General features: G+C 66.1%; 15 protein-coding genes. 11 read left to right on the top strand and 4 right to left on the bottom strand.

Going from position 1 to position 16744, the window contains the following annotated elements:
- The first annotated feature begins 99 nt into the window (after window positions 1-99).
- From BM145_RS12920 to BM145_RS12885, 8 genes are all read left to right on the top strand, one after another.
- Window positions 100-609 (top strand): hypothetical protein, encoded by a 510-nt coding sequence (locus tag BM145_RS12920; protein WP_093334070.1) that lies wholly within the window; start codon window positions 100-102, stop codon window positions 607-609.
- 11 nt (window positions 610-620) lie between these two features.
- Entirely contained in the window at window positions 621-1766 is a 1146-nt protein-coding gene (locus BM145_RS12915; RefSeq protein ID WP_093334069.1) for an acyl-CoA dehydrogenase family protein, read from the top strand.
- Window positions 1767-1778: 12 nt separating this feature from the next.
- The gene (locus BM145_RS12910; RefSeq protein WP_093334068.1) at window positions 1779-3404 is read left to right on the top strand and encodes a PHA/PHB synthase family protein; all 1626 of its coding nucleotides are present in this window, start codon (window positions 1779-1781) and stop codon (window positions 3402-3404) included.
- Between the two features lie 89 nt (window positions 3405-3493).
- Window positions 3494-4561, top strand: a complete 1068-nt coding sequence (locus tag BM145_RS12905) for an enoyl-CoA hydratase/isomerase family protein (RefSeq protein WP_245739329.1) — start codon at window positions 3494-3496, stop codon at window positions 4559-4561.
- Between the two features lie 127 nt (window positions 4562-4688).
- A complete protein-coding gene (locus BM145_RS12900; protein WP_093334066.1) occupies window positions 4689-5462 on the top strand; it encodes an enoyl-CoA hydratase in 774 nt (257 codons plus the stop codon).
- A 225-nt stretch (window positions 5463-5687) separates the two neighbouring features.
- Window positions 5688-6557: a 3-hydroxyisobutyrate dehydrogenase gene (mmsB, locus tag BM145_RS12895; RefSeq protein WP_093334065.1), complete on the top strand. Its 870-nt coding sequence runs from the start codon at window positions 5688-5690 to the stop codon at window positions 6555-6557.
- A gap of 75 nt (window positions 6558-6632) precedes the next feature.
- Entirely contained in the window at window positions 6633-8012 is a 1380-nt protein-coding gene (locus BM145_RS12890) for a GntP family permease (RefSeq protein WP_093334064.1), read from the top strand.
- A gap of 17 nt (window positions 8013-8029) precedes the next feature.
- Window positions 8030-9076: an alanine racemase gene (locus BM145_RS12885; protein ID WP_281244364.1), complete on the top strand. Its 1047-nt coding sequence runs from the start codon at window positions 8030-8032 to the stop codon at window positions 9074-9076.
- A gap of 102 nt (window positions 9077-9178) precedes the next feature.
- Here BM145_RS12885 and BM145_RS12880 read toward each other — a convergent pair whose 3' ends face one another.
- Window positions 9179-12364: a TonB-dependent receptor domain-containing protein gene (locus BM145_RS12880; RefSeq protein WP_093334063.1), complete on the bottom strand. Its 3186-nt coding sequence runs from the start codon at window positions 12362-12364 to the stop codon at window positions 9179-9181.
- A 214-nt stretch (window positions 12365-12578) separates the two neighbouring features.
- On the opposite strand from BM145_RS12880, the gene phaR reads away from it, so the two are divergent.
- From phaR to hslU, 3 genes are all read left to right on the top strand, one after another.
- Window positions 12579-13130, top strand: a complete 552-nt coding sequence (gene phaR / locus BM145_RS12875) for a polyhydroxyalkanoate synthesis repressor PhaR (protein ID WP_093334062.1) — start codon at window positions 12579-12581, stop codon at window positions 13128-13130.
- Between the two features lie 80 nt (window positions 13131-13210).
- Complete coding sequence (gene hslV / locus BM145_RS12870; protein WP_093334141.1) at window positions 13211-13756, top strand: ATP-dependent protease subunit HslV; 546 nt, start codon at window positions 13211-13213, stop codon at window positions 13754-13756.
- Between the two features lie 143 nt (window positions 13757-13899).
- Window positions 13900-15195 (top strand): ATP-dependent protease ATPase subunit HslU, encoded by a 1296-nt coding sequence (hslU, locus tag BM145_RS12865; RefSeq protein WP_093334061.1) that lies wholly within the window; start codon window positions 13900-13902, stop codon window positions 15193-15195.
- Here hslU and BM145_RS12860 read toward each other — a convergent pair.
- From BM145_RS12860 to gloB, 3 genes are read right to left on the bottom strand one after another with little or no spacing between them, the layout of a single operon-like run.
- Window positions 15176-15559, bottom strand: coding sequence for a hypothetical protein (locus BM145_RS12860; protein WP_093334060.1), 384 nt, complete (start codon window positions 15557-15559; stop codon window positions 15176-15178). The genes hslU and BM145_RS12860 overlap by 20 nt on opposite strands.
- A complete protein-coding gene (locus BM145_RS12855) occupies window positions 15556-15978 on the bottom strand; it encodes a hypothetical protein (RefSeq protein WP_093334059.1) in 423 nt (140 codons plus the stop codon). Before BM145_RS12855 ends, BM145_RS12860 begins: the two co-directional genes overlap by 4 nt.
- A 28-nt stretch (window positions 15979-16006) precedes the next feature.
- Window positions 16007-16744, bottom strand: coding sequence for a hydroxyacylglutathione hydrolase (gene gloB / locus BM145_RS12850; RefSeq protein WP_093334058.1), 738 nt, complete (start codon window positions 16742-16744; stop codon window positions 16007-16009).

The raw sequence follows: 16744 nt of genomic DNA, 5'->3' as shown, positions 1-16744 counted from the left end.
CCGATCTCCACCCGACATGCCGGGCGCGTCCCGCCCTACAGGGCCGCGAACGCTGCGCTGCTTGGCCCTGGAGCCCGGCACAGGGTAGGGGTGACGCGAATGTGTATCGCGACGCTCGCCCTCCTCCTCGCCGCGTGCGGCAGCAGCGAGGAGGCGGGCAACAACAGCAGCTCGGGCGAGGGTCAGGTGGTCGAGCAGACGCCCGCCAACCTTCAGGACGATCCTAACAACTCGGTCGTCCCGCTGACGTCGCCCGCCGCCGAGCCGACCGCCTCGCCCAGCCCGATCGCATCGCTGCCCGCGGCCTTTCGCGGGCGCTGGGGCATGGTGCCGAACGACTGCGTGCCCGATCGCGACGACGCTAAGGGGCTGATGACCGTCTCCGCCGACACGCTCGGCTTCTACGAATCGCGCGGCAGGGTCACGCAGGCCGAGCTGCTCGGTCCCGCCGCCGTCCGCCTCGATCTCGCCTTCACCGGCGAGGGGCAGGAGTGGACGCGCCGGACCACGTTGACGCTGCTCGACGACGGTCGCACGCTGATCGCCGAGACCCCCGCCGATCCGGAGCCGCCGATGCGCAGCCTCCGCTACTCCCGCTGTCCCGCCTGAGAGCCAGACCGATGACCAACCAGTTCGACCTTACCGATGACCAGCGCGAGATCCAGGAACTCGCGCGCCGCTTCACCGCCGACCGCATCACCCCCTTCGCGGGTGAGTGGGACGAGCGCTCGCATTATCCCGTCGACGTGTGGAAGGCCGCGGGCGAGCTCGGCTTCGGCTCGATCTACGTCAGCGAGGAATCGGGCGGCATCGCGCTCGGCCGGCTGGAAGCGGCGCTCATCATGGAGGCGATGGCCTATGGCTGCCCCGCCACCAGCGCGTTCATCTCGATCCACAACATGGCCGCGTGGATGATCGACCGATTCGGCTCGGCCGACGTCAAGGCGCGCTTTCTCCCCGGCCTGGTGTCGATGGACAAGATCGCCAGCTACTGCCTGACCGAGCCCGGCTCCGGCTCCGACGCCGCCGCGCTGAAGACCAGCGCGCGCCGCGACGGCGACCATTACGTGTTGAACGGCACCAAGCAGTTCATCTCCGGCGCCGGCTACAACGACCTCTACGTCGTTCTCGTCCGCACCTCGGAAGAGAAGAGCCGCGGCATTACCGCCATCGCGGTCGAGAAGGACACGCCCGGCCTGTCCTTCGGCGCGCCCGAGAGGAAGCTCGGCTGGAACGCGTCACCGACGGCGCAGGTGATCTTTGAGGATTGCCGCGTGCCCGTCGCCAACCTCGTCGGCGGCGAGGGCGAGGGATTCAAGATCGCGATGGCGGGCTTGGACGGCGGCCGGCTCAACATCGGTGCTTGCTCGCTCGGCGGCGCGCAGCGCTGCCTCGACGAGGCGATCCGCTACACCAAGGAACGCCAGCAGTTCGGCCAGGCGGTCGCCGACTTCCAGAACACCCAGTTCACGCTCGCCGACATGGCAACCGACCTGGAGGCCGCTCGCGCGCTCCTCTACCTCGCCGCCGCCAAGGTGACCGCGAACGCCCCCGACAAGTCGCGCTTCTCGGCGATGGCGAAGCGGCTCGCCACCGATAACGGCAGCTCGATCGTCGATCGCGCGCTCCAGCTCCATGGCGGCTACGGCTATTTGCGCGACTATCCAATCGAGCGCTTCTGGCGTGATCTCCGCGTCCACTCGATCCTGGAGGGCACCAATCAGGTCATGCGGATGATCGTCGGTCGCGAGCTGACGCGGCAGTGAAGGGGCGGTAAGATGCAGCAACCCTACGATCCGCTGTCGATCTGGCGCGCCATGGCGGACCACGCCGCCGGCGTCACCCCCGACGCGCTGATGAAGGTCCAGGCCGATGCCGCGCGCGAATGGGGTGACTTCTGGCTCTCCGCCTGGGGGCTGAAACCCGCCGCCCAGGCCCCGCGCGATCGCCGCTTCGCCGCCAAGGAGTGGAGCGAGGACCCCTATTACCGCACGCTGCGCGACGCATACCTGCTCGCGTCGAAACAGGCCAAGGCCGCCGCCGCGCTCGGGTCCGGCAAGGATGCCTCCGGCAAGGCCATGGTCGGCTTCGTCCTCGACCAGTTCCTCAACGCCCTCTCGCCCGCCAACTTCGCCGCCACCAATCCCGACGTCGTCGCGCGGACGATGGAGACAGGTGGCCAGAACCTCGTCCAGGGTTTCGGCAACCTGATGCAGGACGTGGTCGAGGGGAAAGGCATCGTTCGCCGCCGTCCCGACAAGCATTTCGTCAAGGGCGAGACGATCGCCGCGACGCCGGGCGAGGTCGTCTTCCAGAACCTCCTGTTTCAGCTGATCCAGTACACGCCGACGACCGCGGACGTGGCGGCGACGCCGCTCCTCTACGTGCCGCCGCTGGTCAATAAATATTACATGATCGACCTCCAGCCGAAGTCGAGCCTGGTCAAATGGCTGGTCGATCAGGGCCGCACCGTCTTCGTGATCTCCTGGATCAACCCCGACGAGCGTCATCGCGGCTGCGGGGTGGAGCAGTACGTGCTGGACGGCATCGTCGAGGCGATCGGCGCGGCGCGCGCGGCAGCGGACGCCGACAAGGTCGACCTGTTCGCCTTCTGCCTCGGCGGCACGCTCGTCTCGGTCGCGCTCGCCTGGTTGCAGGCGAAGGGGCGGGCAGGGGAGGTCGCCAGCGCGACGCTGATCGGCTCGATGGTCGACTTCGCCGACATGCGCGACTGGTCCGCCTTCGTGAACGAGGCGCATCTCGACGCGCTCGACACGCATCTCGCCAAGCGCGGTTACATCGAATCGACCGAGTTGCAGCAGCTGTTCGCGGCCGTTCGTGCCAACGACCTGATCTGGTCGTCGGTGATTGCCCATTACCTGCTCGACAAGCCCGCGCCCGCCTCCGACCTCCTATACTGGTTCGAGGACGGCGCGCGTATTCCGCAGGAGTTCCTCCGCTCCTACAATCGCGACCTGCTCTTCGCGAACGCCCTGAAAAATCCCAACGGTTTCGCGGTCGGCGGCGTCGCCATCGACCTTGCCACGGTGACCACTCCGATCCTACTGCTCGCGCTCAAGGACGATCACGTGTCGGCGTGGGAAGCGGTCTATTCGGGGGCGGCGCTGTTCGGCGGCGAGGTGACGTTCGTCCTCGGCGGCTCCGGTCACAACGCCGGCGTCATCAACCCGCCCGCTGCCAACAAGCACGGCTTCTGGACGCGCGACGGCGACCGCCCGACGGACGCGGCCGATTGGCTGGTCGGCGCGACGAAGAACGACGGATCTTGGTGGCCGTGGTGGACCCGCTGGCTCGACGCCCACGACGCCGCGCGCGTTCCCGCCCGCGCGCCGAAGAACGGCCTCGAACCCGCCCCCGGCTCCTACGTCGCGATCGCCCATTGATGCCTGCCCCGGCATGACGAACGGGAAGATGCCGACACCTACACGATAGTCCCTTCACTGCCGGGACAATGAACGGAAACGCTGCGACCTTGACCTTCCTCGCCGACCCCCATGTCCTCACCTTCGCCGACCAGTGCGCCGGCCGCATCCGGCTCGACCGGCCCAAGGCGCTGCACAGCCTGGACCTCGGCATGGTCCGCCAAATGACGCAGGCGCTGCTCGACTGGCGGTCGGACGACGACGTGCGGATCGTGATGATCGATCATGCCGGCGGCAGGGGCTTCTGCGCGGGCGGCGACGTCGTCTCGATCGCCAAGGACACGCCCAAGGGTGGCACGCTCGGCCGCGATTTCTTCTTCGAGGAATACCGCCTTAACCACCTCATGTACACCTATCCGAAGCCCGGCGTGGTGTTCATGGACGGCATCGTCATGGGCGGCGGCGTCGGCATCGCCTGCCCGTGCCGTTACCGCGTGGTCACCGAGCGCACGGTGTTCGCCATGCCGGAGACGACGATCGGCCTGTTCCCCGACGTCGGCGGCGGCCGCTATTTGTCACGCCTGCGCGGCCGTAGCGCCCAGTATCTCGCGCTGACCAGCGCGCGGCTCGACGGCGCCGACTGCATCGCGCTGGGCCTCGCCAATTTCTATCTTCCCTCCGATGCGCTCGACGCGGTCAAGGCGGAGATCGCCGCCAGCCCGGAAAAGGCCGAGTCGATCCTGGCCGGTGCCGCCGTGCCGCCGCCGCCCGCCCGCATCGTCGAGCGATTGCCGACGATCGACCACCTATTCGCGTCCGACGACTTCGACGTCGTGCTGGCCGCGTTGGAGGCGGATGGCGGCGAGTGGGCGACCGACACGCTCGCCGCGCTCCACAAACGCTCGCCCACCGCCTGCAAGGTATCGCTACGCATGCTGGTCGAAAGCCCGCGCCAGCTCCACTTCGTCGACGAGATGCGGATGGAATACGCCATCATGGCCCGAATGCACCGTGCACCCGACTTCGCGGAGGGCGTCCGCGCACTCCTGATCGACAAGACCGGCGATCCGCGCTGGTCGCCGCCAACCGCCGCCGAGGTGACGCCGGCGATGGTCGACGCCTATTTCGAACCGCTCCCTCCCGCCGAAGCATGGACGCCGCTGCCCGCCTATCGTTAAGACGTACTCCAGCCGACCACCCCACCTCCGTTCGGCCTGAGCGAAATCGAAGGCTGCGCTCGCCGAACAGTGCTTCGACGTCGCTCAGCACGAACGGATAGCGGGGGCAAACTTACAAGGACGCACCATGGAATACCAAACGATCCTGGTCGAACAGCGCGGCCGCGTCACGCTGGTCACGCTCAACCGCCCGCAGGCGCTGAACGCGCTCAACGGGCAGGTGCTCGCAGATCTCAACGCCGCCATGGTGGCGTTCGACGCCGATCCCGGCCAGGGCTGCGCGGTCGTCACCGGCTCGGCCAAGGCGTTCGCCGCGGGCGCCGACATCAAGGAGATGTCGGCGCAAGGCTTCGCCGACATGTACGGCTCCAACTTCTTCGCCGGCTGGGAGCAGTTCGCGCGCACCCGCAAGCCGGTGATCGCCGCGGTCGCCGGCTACGCGCTCGGCGGCGGTTGCGAACTGGCGATGATGTGCGACTTCATCCTCGCCGCCGACACCGCCAAGTTCGGCCAGCCCGAGATCAAGCTCGGCGTCACCCCCGGCATGGGCGGGTCGCAGCGGCTGACCCACGCGGTCGGCAAGGCCAAGGCGATGGAGATGTGCCTGACCGGCCGGATGATGGACGCCGAGGAGGCCGAGCGGTCCGGCCTCGTCGCCCGCGTGATCCCCGCCGACCAGCTACTCGACGACGCGCTGAAGACCGCCGAGACAATCGCTTCTATGGCTCCGCTTGCCGTTCTCGCCAACAAGGAGATGGTGAACGCCGCCTTCGAGATGAGCCTGGGCCAGGGCGTCCAGTACGAGCGCCGCCTGTTCCACGGCCTGTTCGGTACCGCCGACCAGAAGGAAGGCATGGCCGCCTTCGTCGAGAAACGCCCCGGCAACTGGACGGGGAAGTAGCCCCTTCCGTCATGTCGGGCTCGTTCCGCCATTCGGAGCCAGGCAACGCACCGCGCGTGGCCCTGGATACCGGGACAAGCCCGGCATGACGAAGTAAGGTGCTCCCACTATCGTCACTCCAGCGGATGCTGGGATCTCTTCGTGGAGCGCACACCGCCTGTCTCGGGAGATGCTGTCCTCCGCCAACATGACGATCAGGCGAACAGAGCCGCAGGAGAGAGAATAATGACCCGCATCGCCTTTATCGGCCTTGGCAACATGGGCGGCGGCATGGCCGCGAACCTCGCCAAGGCCGGCCACGACGTCCGTGCCTTCGACCTCTCCGCCGACGCGCTCGCTCGTGCCGAGGAGGCCGGCTGCCTTCCCGCCGCCACCGCGGTCGAGGCCGCCGATGGCGCCGAGGTGGTGGTGACGATGCTCCCGGCCGGCGCCCATGTCGAGGCGGTCTACGCCGAGATCCTCCCCGTCCTGCCCCCCGCCGCGCTGCTGATCGACTGTTCCACCATCGACGTCGCCACCGCCCGCCGCGTTGCCGAGCAGGCGGCGGCCAAGGGCATGGTCGCCGTCGATGCGCCGGTCTCCGGCGGCATCGCGGCGGCGGCGGCGGGCAGCCTCACCTTCATGGTCGGCGGAGGCGACGACGGCTTCTCCCGGGCCGAGCCGATTCTCGCGCAAATGGGCAAGGCCGTGATCCGTGCCGGTGCCGCTGGGGCGGGGCAGGCCGCCAAGATGTGCAACAACATGATTCTCGGCGCGACCATGGTCGCCACCTGCGAGGCGTTCGCGCTCGCCGGCAAGCTCGGCCTAGACGCACAGGCTTTCTACGACATCGCCAGCGTCTCCTCCGGCCAGAGCTGGTCGATGACCAGTTACTGCCCCGTCCCCGGCGTCGGCCCCGAGACGCCGGCCGACCGCGACTATCAGGGCGGTTTCGCCACCGCGCTCATGCTCAAGGATCTCCGCCTCGCCGCCGAGGCCGCCGAACAGGCAGGCGCCAACACCCCCATGGGCACTCGCGCCCGCGAACTCTACGAAGCTTTTGCCGCCGACGGCCATGGCGCCCTCGATTTCTCCGCCATCATTAAGACGCTGTAATCCCTCTCCCTGTGGGAGAAGGAGGGAGCGAAGCCGCGGAAGGGTGAGGACAGTTCAAAGGATGACGATCGCATCATGAGCGTCCTCATCGCCGCCACCGCGCTCGCGCTCCTGATGCTCGCCGCCTATCGCGGTCTCAGCGTGATCGTCATGGCGCCGCTTCTCGCCATGCTCGCCGTCCTCGCGACCGACCCGGCGCAGGTTCCCGCCGCCTTTTCAGGCCTGTTCATGGAGCGCGTCGCCGCGTTCCTGAAATTCTACTTCCCCGTGTTCCTGCTCGGCGCGCTGTTCGGCAAGCTGGTTGAAATCGCCGGCTTCTCGCGCGCGATCGTCGTCTCCGCCATCCGCTTCCTCGGGCCCAATCGCGCGATTCCCGCCATCGTCGCGGTCACCGCGCTCCTCACCTACGGCGGCGTGTCGGTGTTCGTCGCGGTCTTCGCCGTCTATCCGTTCGCGGCCGAACTGTTCCGTCGCGCCGACATTCCCAAGCGGCTGATCCCCGCCACCATCGGCCTCGGCGCGCTCACCTTCACCATGGACGCGGCACCCGGCACGCCGCAGATCCAGAACATCATCCCGACCAGCTTCTTCGGCACCACCACCTGGGCCGCGCCGCTGCTCGGCCTCGCCGGCTCGCTCCTGATCCTCACTGCGGGCCTCTTCTACCTCGACCACCGCCGCCGTGCGCTAGCCGGGGAGGGCTACGGCACCGACCTCGTCAATGAACCCGCTCCTCCCTCGGACGACCGGCTCGCGCACCCCGCGCTCGCCGTCCTGCCGCTGCTCGTCGTCGGCATCGCCAACCTGCTTCTGACCCTCCATATTCCTGCGATTGTTGGAGAATCGACCACGCTCGCCATGGGCGAAGTTCGGGAGGTTCTGGTGGTCAAGCCGCTCGCCGCCATCTGGGCGGTCGAGGGCGCGCTCCTTCTCGGCATCGCCACGATCCTCCTCACCGCCTTCCGCCCTGTCGCCCGCGCCTTCGCCGACGGTTCCCGCGCCGCAGTCGGGGGCGCGTTGCTGGCGGGCATGAATACGGCGGTCGAATATGGCTTCGGCGCGGTGATCGCCGCGCTGCCCGGCTTCGCCATCGTCCGCCGCGCGCTCACCGCCGTCCCCGATCCCCTGGTCAACGAGGCGGTGACCGTCACCGCCTTGTCCGGCATCACCGGCTCCGCCTCGGGTGGCCTCTCAATCGCGCTCGCCGCGCTGGCCGACCAGTTCGCCACCGCCGGCGACGCCGCCGGCATCCCGCGCGAGGTGCTCCACCGCGTCGCCTCGATGGCGTCCGGCGGCATGGACACGCTGCCGCACAACGGCGCCGTCATCACCCTGCTCGCCGTCACGGGCCTCACCCATACCCAGGCCTATCGCGACATCTTCGTCCTGACCCTCCTCAAGACCGCCGCCGTCTTCGCCGTCATCGCGCTCTACTATTCGACCGGGATCGTCTGAGCGGCTAAACACCCGGCGTGACCGACAGACCCACCCTCGACATTCCCGCTCCCCTCCGCCTGCGCCTCAATGGCGATGCTCTCGTCTCCAATTGGCGCGCGCTCGATCGGATGAGCGGGTCCGCCGCCTGCGGCGCAGCGATCAAGGCCAACGGCTACGGCCTCGGTGCGGAGGACGTCGCCACGCGCCTCGCCGCCGCTGGATGCCGCGACTTCTTCGTGTCCAACTGGCAAGAGGCGATAGCCCTTGCCCATTTGAAGCTGCCGATATCGGTCCTGCATGGGGTCCGCGAGGAGGACATGTGCGCGGCTTTGTCCGGCATCGCCCGCCCCGTCCTCAACACGGCGGCGCAGGTCGCGCGCTGGAAGGCGGCGGGCGGCGGTGCGTGCGACGTGATGGTCGACACGGGCATGAACCGTCTGGGCCTTGGCACGGACGATCTTCACCTGCTCGACGGCTTGAAGATCGATACGCTGATGAGCCATCTCGCCTGCGCCGATGAGGACTCGCCGATGAACGAGCGGCAGCGAGATGCTTTGATCGCAGCTGGCAGGCATGCTTATGCTGAGCGGTTGAGTCTGGCAAATTCCGCCGGTATTGCACTCGGCTCCGCTTACGGGTTCGATCTTACTAGACCCGGTCTCGCGCTCTACGGTGGTGTGCCACGGGTGGAACTTGCCGAGGTCATCCAGTCTGTTGTGTTCCCACGAGCAGAGGTTCTGCAACGCCGCATGGTAAAAGCAGGGGCGACCGTCGGCTACAATGCCACATGGGCCGCGAAAACTGACACTATAGTAGTAATCGTCAATGTGGGTTACGCGGATGGCTATCCAAGGAGTTTGTCTAGTCGCGGCATCGGGTGGTTTGGTGAAGAGATCCTCTCCATTATCGGGCGTGTATCGATGGACCTGATCGCGCTAGCGTGTCCCATCGGCAGCACGATCAAGGAGGGCAGCTATGTGGAGTTTTGCTTTGACTTGCAAAATACCGCTAAGCATTCGCAACGTTCTGCGTACGAGCTGCTTACCGCGCTCGGTACCCGATATGAGCGTCGTTGGTTCTAAAGGCTGGTAGATCAATCGTCGGCGTACGATGAACACTTTATTGCCGCTAGAAAGAAGGGGCCGCTGCAACGCAGCGACCCCTTTAGGCAACGTACTCGGCTTCTAGAAGCGGAGATCGACACCCGCATAGAAGCGACGCCCGATGTTGTCGTAGATGCCGTCGCCGGCACCGGTGCCGGTCAGGCCGAAAGGCGGCAGCCGGTCGAAAGCATTGTCGACGCCCAAGTACAACTGGAACCGATCCGTGGCGTCGAGGCCCAGGCGGAAGTCCGAGTAGGTGATGACGGGGTAGAACGTGCGCGGGAAAGCGTCCGGGTTCTCCGGCGGCCGACCCTGAAGCGAATTTTGCGCTTCAAAGGTGCCGATCGTCTGCTTGCCGACGTACCGGAAACGATATCCGAAATCGAGCAAGCCAAAGTCGATGTTGACGCTGAGATTGCCTTCCCACTGTGGGTCGCCAAGTTCCAGCAGCTGCTGGTTGATGAAGTCGGGACGCTGGATGTCGGTGTAATTGTCCTTGGCGATGACGTAGCTCACTAAGCCGCGCACAGCGAACGAGATATCGCCGTTCAGCTTCGTCCGATAGCTGATGTCACCGTCGATACCCGACGTCTTGATCTTCGCGAAGTTGAAAGGCCCCGAAAGGAAGGACGATCCAGTTCGGGCGAACTCGACCGCCGTTCCGTTCGCTAGCGTCACGTTCGACTGCCCGGCAAAAGTACCATTCGGGTTGCGGGTGATTGCCGCGCAGAACGGATTGTCGATGCCGGAGGGATCATCATAGCATTGGTTGATAATTGTTTGCGCAGCAAGCGAGGTAATCGCATCCTTGATAGTAATATTGTAGTAATCAACCGTGATCGCGAGACCTGGCACGAATTCCGGCTGGAACACCGTACCGATCGTGTAGCTGGTGCCACGCTCCTCCGACAGGTTCGGATTGCTACCGTTCAGCCCCAAAATGCCGGATGCTGGGCGGTTGGTGAAAGGTTCGGTGATGCCATTGAACGTCTGGGTTGTGGGCACCCCAGCTGCGGCGCAGTTGCGGACGCGATTCGGATTGTTGTTGATGTTCTGCTGGCCGCAGGGATCGGCTAGACCGTTGAGGAAGGTCTGGCTAGGCGATGCGAACAGATCGGCCTGCGTCGGGGCGCGAACCGACCGTGCATAGCTGCCTCGAATGCGAAGGCCGCGTGCCGGCGACCAGATGCCGCCCACGTTGTACGAGAACACCGTACCGGTGCTGCCGATGTTGTAATCGGACACGCGGCCAGCAGCCTCGATCGACAATTCCTGGAAGAACTTGGTGTTGGCAAGCAGCGGTATGCGAACTTCGCCGAAAGCTTCCTTGACCACCTGCGCCGGCGGATCAAACGTCGGAATGGCGTTCAGGAAGGTAAGCCCCGCCTGCGTCACGTCATCGTAATCCGAGTACGCCGTTTCGCGACGATACTCGCCGCCCACCGAGAAGCTGATCGGACCGCCCGGCAGCGAGAACAGTTGCGACAGATCACCCGACACATAGGCATTGCCAACGTACTGATCGGCTCGTTCGACACGGGATGACGTGGCACCGAAGTAGTTCAATGCCGCCTGCGACGGTGCGCCGAGTCCAAACAGATTAACGGGAACGCACGTGGCATCATCGTTGGTTGTCGACGCATCGGCGTTGATCCCGCAGACGATCTGGCCGGCGGTGTTGCGAACTGCGTTGATCGAGTTGGCGTATTGAGCCAGCAACAAGTTACCACGGGTCGAGTATTGGGTCTCGAGGCGTCCGTAATTGAATGACGCTTCGTAGCGCCAATCCTCGTTAAACTCGCCACCGATGCCGGCCACGACCCGGTAGGTTTCTCGACGGTGATCTTCGCCGCGACCCCCAAAATCGATGTTGAAGCGCTGCGCCGTAAAGGTGGTCGCAGTAGGCGACAGGATAGATACGAGCTGGTTGCGCGCCTGTGTCGTTAGGAACGGATTATTGATGCTGAAGGTATTGTTAAAAAAGGTCGCCTGACCTTCTTGCACCGAGTCGATGCGGACGTATTTGGCTTCAATAAAGGGCTTGAAAGCGGGCGAGACATCAAAATGCCCGAGCAGATTGGCGGAGTACCGCTTGTAACCGGGACTAAGCTGCCCGACTTCGCGCAGTGTTGATCCTAGACCGCCAATATTGTTGCCCGATCCCACGGTGCGCAGGTCGGCCCGGCCGGGGTTGGCGACGACGTTACCGTTCGAGTCGAACACGAACGTTCGACCAAGTTCGGGGCCCGTCACGCCTGGGGCAGCGGGGCCGCGCAGGCCGCTGCACGCGGCTGCGCGTCGCAGCGCGAACGCAGCAGCACTTTCCCCCGTGGCTGCCGCCGTCGGGCAAGCGGCTGCAAAGGCACCGCCAGTGGAAATCAAGGCGTTTGTAACATTGCGAAGGAAGGTCTGGTCGGGAATGCCGTTGCCGAGCGACGATTCACCAATGGTATTCTCGGTGGGATTGAACTGATCACGACCACGAACCGCGCCGTACTGCTCCTCGCGGTCTGTGAAATAGAGCGCCTTCATCTCTGCATATTCGGCAGCAACGGCGATGTTTCCGCGACCGTCGGCGAAGTTCTTTCCGGCAGTGGCGCTAACAAAATAGGAGGGGCGATCACCCTTTTCAGTTACCGCGCCCTGCGTACGCAGGCGAAAGCCGTCGAAATCGCGCTTGAGAACGAAGTTCACTGCGCCCGCGACCGCGTCCGAGCCGTAGATCGCCGAGTTGCCACCCGTCACGATGTCGACGCGATCGATCAGGTCGGTGGGGATCGTGTTAATATCGACTGAGCTGTCCCCAGGCGACGTCGTTACGTGGCGTCGACCATTAACGACGACCAGCGTGCGGGCCGTACCAATGCCGCGCAGATCGAGCACGTTGAGGCCCGCAGTTCCGATGAAGCGCGTCGAATTGGCTTGGCCGAAGGTCGTGCGTAGTGCCGGCAATTCGTTCAACCGATCGCCGATAGCGACGTTGCCAGTGTTAGTGAGTTCGCCGACGCCGATCGATGTGATCGGTGCGGTTGCATCCAGGTTCGGGCGAGCGATGCGCGAGCCGGTGACGATGACCTCACCGGCCTCCTGCGCTTCTTGCTGCGACAGATCGGCATTAGGCGCAATCTGCTGACCAATCGGCTGATCGTCAGCGGTGGTCGCAGTGGTAGTTCCCGTCGTGTTCCCCGTGGTCTGCGCCCATGCGGTAGGGGTGAACAGCAGCGAGGTGGCAAGCGCGGTAGCGCCTAGAAAACGATTTAGAGACAAAGGAACCCCCGTTTGGCTGGCGTTGTGCCATGGCAGTAGTTGGATCGAAAAACGGCTGAGGGAGCAAGCCGGATGTCGGCCTTGTAAAAGTTTCGTGCACCCATGTTGCTGGCGTGCAACATTTTCGACATGTCAGGAACGTTTCGACACTCGCCGCATGTTGCGGTGCGGCATCATCGCCTCTAGGCTTCGAGTCTGGCGGGAGAATGAGCCGATGAAGAAGCAGACCGGCGGCGTCGTCACGATCAAGAAGTACGCCAACCGGCGGCTCTACAATACGGAGACCAGCTCCTACATCACGTTGGAGCATCTCGCCGCGATGACGCGGGAGGGGCGTGACTTCAAGGTCGTGGATGCGCGCACCGACGAGGACATCACGCACAACGTCCTTACCCAGATCATCATGGAGGAGGAGAGCCGCGGTCAGGCGATGCTGCCGACCGACTTCCTGCGTCAGCTGATCGGGATGTACGGCAATTCGGTGCAGGCGATGGTGCCGCAATATCTGGAGGCATCGCTCGACGGGCTGCAGCGCAACCAGGCGCAGTTTCGGTCCGCGGTGGAAGGCGCCTTCGCCGGCGGCCCCTTCGCGGAGATCGCCAAGCGCAACATGGCGATGCTGGACGCCGCGGCCAGCGCCTTCAAGCCGAACACGGCTGCGCGGCCAGCCGTCAATCCGTCCGATACGGACAAGGACGAGGAGATCGCGGTGCTGCGGGCCGAGCTCGCGCGGCTTCAGGCAAAGGTGGAGAAGCTGGGCGGCTGATCGATCTTATCGGCCGGACCGTGTTTGACGATGGCGTGGCCGTCCCCATATCCGCGCGCATGAGCGCGAACACAGACGCCATGCCGGTCTGGCACGGCACCACGATCCTCTCCGTCCGGCGCGGCGGCAAGGTCGTCGTCATCGGCGACGGCCAGGTGTCCATGGGGCAGACGGTGATGAAGCCCAACGCGCGCAAGGTGCGGCGACTAGGCGCCGACGGGGCGGTGATCGGCGGTTTCGCCGGCGCGACCGCGGACGCCTTCACTCTGTTCGAGCGGCTGGAGCGCAAGCTGGAGCAGCACCAGGGGCAGCTGCTGCGCGCGGCGGTGGAGCTGGCCAAGGATTGGCGCACCGACAAGTATCTGCGGAATCTGGAAGCGATGATGATCGTCGCCGACGCGCAAGTGACGCTGATCCTGACCGGTAACGGCGACGTGCTGGAGCCGGAGGCAGGGGTGGCGGCGATCGGATCGGGCGGCAATTACGCGCTGGCCGCGGCGCGGGCGCTGGTCGACTACGAGGCCGATGCGGAAACGATCTGCCGCAAGGCGATGGCGATCGCGGCGGAGGTGTGCGTGTACACCAACGATCGGCTGACCGTGGAGGCGATGGACAGCGCGACCTGACGTCGCTCCTCTTCCCGCAAGGAAGGAATTGGAGGTGGTGGCGAGCGGCACGGCCGCGAGCCCATCGCCAGCCGACAACGCCACGCCCATGCATCGCGACGCAACCCCGACCCCTGCCTTTCCGAAGGGGAAATAGGAACATCATGAACGACCAGCTCACGCCCAAGGCGATCGTCGCCGCGCTCGACGCGCACATCATCGGCCAGGCCGACGCCAAGCGCGCCGTTGCCGTGGCGCTGCGCAATCGCTGGCGTCGCCAGCGGCTGGGCGCGGATCTGCGCGACGAGGTCACGCCCAAGAACATCCTGATGATCGGGCCGACCGGTTGCGGGAAGACGGAGATCAGCCGGCGGCTGGCCAAGCTCGCCGACGCGCCGTTCGTGAAGGTCGAGGCGACCAAGTTCACCGAGGTCGGCTATGTCGGCCGCGACGTGGAGCAGATCGCCCGCGACTTGGTCGAGGAGGCGATCCGGCTGGAGAAGGAGCGCCGCCGCGCCGCGGTGAAGGACAAGGCGGAGGAGGCGGCGCTCGCCCGGCTGCTCGACGCCCTGGTCGGCAAGGATGCGAGCCAGGCGACACGCGAGAGCTTCCGCCAGCGTTTCCGCGACGGGCACCTCGCCCAGACCGAGATCGAGATCGAGGTGGAGCAGGCGCCCGCCATGCCGTTCGAGATGCCCGGCGGTGCGCCGCAGATGATAAACCTGTCGGAGATGATGAAGTCGCTCGGCGGTGGCCAGCAGTTGAAGCGCCGCAAGCTGACGGTATCGGCGGCGTGGGACAAGCTGGTCGAGGAAGAGGCGGACAAGCGGCTCGACCAGGACGAGGTCAGCCGCGTCGCGCTCGCCGATGCGGAGGCGAACGGCATCGTGTTCCTGGACGAGATCGATAAGATCGCGGTCAGCGACGTGCGCGGCGGGTCGGTCAGCCGCGAGGGCGTGCAGCGCGACCTGCTGCCGCTGATCGAGGGCACGACGGTCGCGACCAAATACGGGCCGATGAAGACCGACCATATCCTGTTCATCGCCAGCGGCGCGTTCCACGTCGCCAAGCCGTCCGATCTGCTGCCCGAATTGCAGGGGCGCCTGCCGATCCGCGTCGAGCTGAAGGGCCTGACCGAGGCGGATTTCGTCGCCATTCTGTCCGACACGAAGGCGTCGCTGCCCGCGCAGTACCGCGCGCTGCTGGCGACCGAGCAGGTCGACGTGTCGTTCGCCGAGGACGGCATCGCCGCGGTCGCGCGGATCGCGGCGGAGGTGAACGGGCAGGTGGAGAATATCGGCGCGCGGCGGTTGCAGACGGTGATGGAGAAGCTGCTGGAGGAGGTGAGCTTCGACGCCGAGGATCGCGCCGGCCAGTCGCTGGTGATCGACGCTGCCTATGTCGACGCGCAGCTGGCGAGCATCGCGCGCAACACCGACCTCAGCCGCTTCGTGCTGTAGGCCTGGGCAGATCGTAGGGGACGAACCGGCCGAAGCGGCAGATCGGGCCGGGGATGCCGCTGCCCGTCCGCTGCACGCGAAAGCGGTCGTTGCGACACAGGTGCGAGCCGTAGACGGCGACGATCAACGTCGCGGGCGGGCGCAGGCTGAGGCAGGGGGCGACCGGTCGCGTCAGCCAGAGACGCGAGCGGTTCTGGCGGTAGATGATGGTGCCGTCGTCGCGGATGTCGGGCCCCTGGACGCGGTCGAGCGCGATGCATTCGGCGGGCGCACCCGCCACCCGGCCGGCGAGCGGATCGGGGGCGGCGGCGAGCGTCGGAACGGCCAGCAGCGCGATCGCGACCGCGACCGCCGTACCTTTCACTTCGCCCGCGTGTACGGCACGAAATCGCCGTAGCTGCACGCGCCGATCGGAAAGCGCGACGCGCGATCGATTAACTGGGCGATGTCGCCGCGGCACAATGCCGTCGTCGGCGTCTGCGTCACGAAGATCGGATCGATCGCGCTGGTCGCGCAACTGCCGTTCATGTCGTTGCGGAACACGCGGTTGCGGTTGACGCGAAACAGCAGCGTGCCGCCGATCGTTTGGACACGCGCGGTACGCCGGTCGATACCGGAGAGGCAGTTCTGGGCCTGCCCGGGCGTCAGTCCGGCGAGCGCGCGCGATACCTTGGCTCGATCGCGCGCCTGCCGCTCCTCGGCGGAGCGCGTTTCCGCGACGGTCGGCGCACAGGCGGCGAGGATGCCGGCGGCGAGGGGCGCGAGCAGCAACAGGATACGCATGGTCGGGCTCCTTGCCTGAACGGACGGGTCAGAACGTGTCCTTCTGCGTGCGCAGTTCGCCGAGCCGCTCGGCCGACCCTGCGCGCATGAAGGGGTTGGTGTCGCGTTCCTCGCCGATGGTGAACGGGACGGTGGGCTCGCCCATCGCCCGCTGGCGATCGACCGCGACTCGCCGCGCGGCGACCGCGGCGTTGTCGGGATCGACGTGCGCGGCGAAGGCGGCATTGCCGGCGGTGTACTCGTGCCCGCAATACACCTTGGTCTCCGGCGGCATGGCGGCATAGGCCTGCATGTTGCCCCACATGTCGGCGGGTGTCCCCTCGAACAGGCGACCGCAGCCCATCGCGAACAGCGTGTCGCCGGTGAAGACCAGGGCGTCGTTGGGGAAGTGGAGGGCGATGTGGCCTTGGGTGTGGCCGGGGACCGACAGCACGTGGCCCGTGTGGCTGCCCAGGCGGACGATGTCGCCCGCGCCAACGAAGGTGTCGAGCGTGGGGATGCGGTCCTTTTCCGCCGCCGGGCCGGTAATCGTCGCGCCGGCCGCCTTCATCTCGGCGTTGCCGCCGGTGTGGTCGGGGTGCCAGTGCGTGGTCCACACCTGCGAGATGTGCCAGCCGCGCTGCTGCGCGGCGGCGAGCACGGGCGCGGCCTCGCCGGGATCGACTACCGCCGCGTCCTCGGTCTTGGGATCGTAGATCAGCCAGGCGTAATTGTCGCTCAGCAGGGGCACGGCGACGATCTGGAGCGGCGGCGGCGTCTCGGCCAT

This window comes from Sphingomonas rubra, from assembly GCF_900115745.1.
GTDB classification, from domain to species: Bacteria; Pseudomonadota; Alphaproteobacteria; order Sphingomonadales; family Sphingomonadaceae; genus Sphingomonas; species Sphingomonas rubra.
This window is presented reverse-complemented; position numbering and strand designations above follow the sequence as displayed.

Bases quoted from the DNA above. Each gene is read 5' to 3' on its own strand.
- BM145_RS12920 (WP_093334070.1), top strand. From the start codon at position 100: ATGTGTATCGCGACGCTCGCCCTCCTCCTCGCCGCGTGCGGCAGCAGC.
- BM145_RS12900 (WP_093334066.1), top strand. From the start codon at position 4,689: ATGGAATACCAAACGATCCTGGTCGAACAGCGCGGCCGCGTCACGCTG.
- BM145_RS12910 (WP_093334068.1), top strand. From the start codon at position 1,779: ATGCAGCAACCCTACGATCCGCTGTCGATCTGGCGCGCCATGGCGGAC.
- BM145_RS12855 (WP_093334059.1), bottom strand. From the start codon at position 15,978: ATGCGTATCCTGTTGCTGCTCGCGCCCCTCGCCGCCGGCATCCTCGCC.
- gloB (WP_093334058.1), bottom strand. From the start codon at position 16,744: ATGGCCGAGACGCCGCCGCCGCTCCAGATCGTCGCCGTGCCCCTGCTG.
- mmsB (WP_093334065.1), top strand. From the start codon at position 5,688: ATGACCCGCATCGCCTTTATCGGCCTTGGCAACATGGGCGGCGGCATG.
- hslU (WP_093334061.1), top strand. From the start codon at position 13,900: ATGAACGACCAGCTCACGCCCAAGGCGATCGTCGCCGCGCTCGACGCG.
- phaR (WP_093334062.1), top strand. From the start codon at position 12,579: ATGAAGAAGCAGACCGGCGGCGTCGTCACGATCAAGAAGTACGCCAAC.
- BM145_RS12890 (WP_093334064.1), top strand. From the start codon at position 6,633: ATGAGCGTCCTCATCGCCGCCACCGCGCTCGCGCTCCTGATGCTCGCC.
- BM145_RS12915 (WP_093334069.1), top strand. From the start codon at position 621: ATGACCAACCAGTTCGACCTTACCGATGACCAGCGCGAGATCCAGGAA.
- hslV (WP_093334141.1), top strand. From the start codon at position 13,211: ATGCCGGTCTGGCACGGCACCACGATCCTCTCCGTCCGGCGCGGCGGC.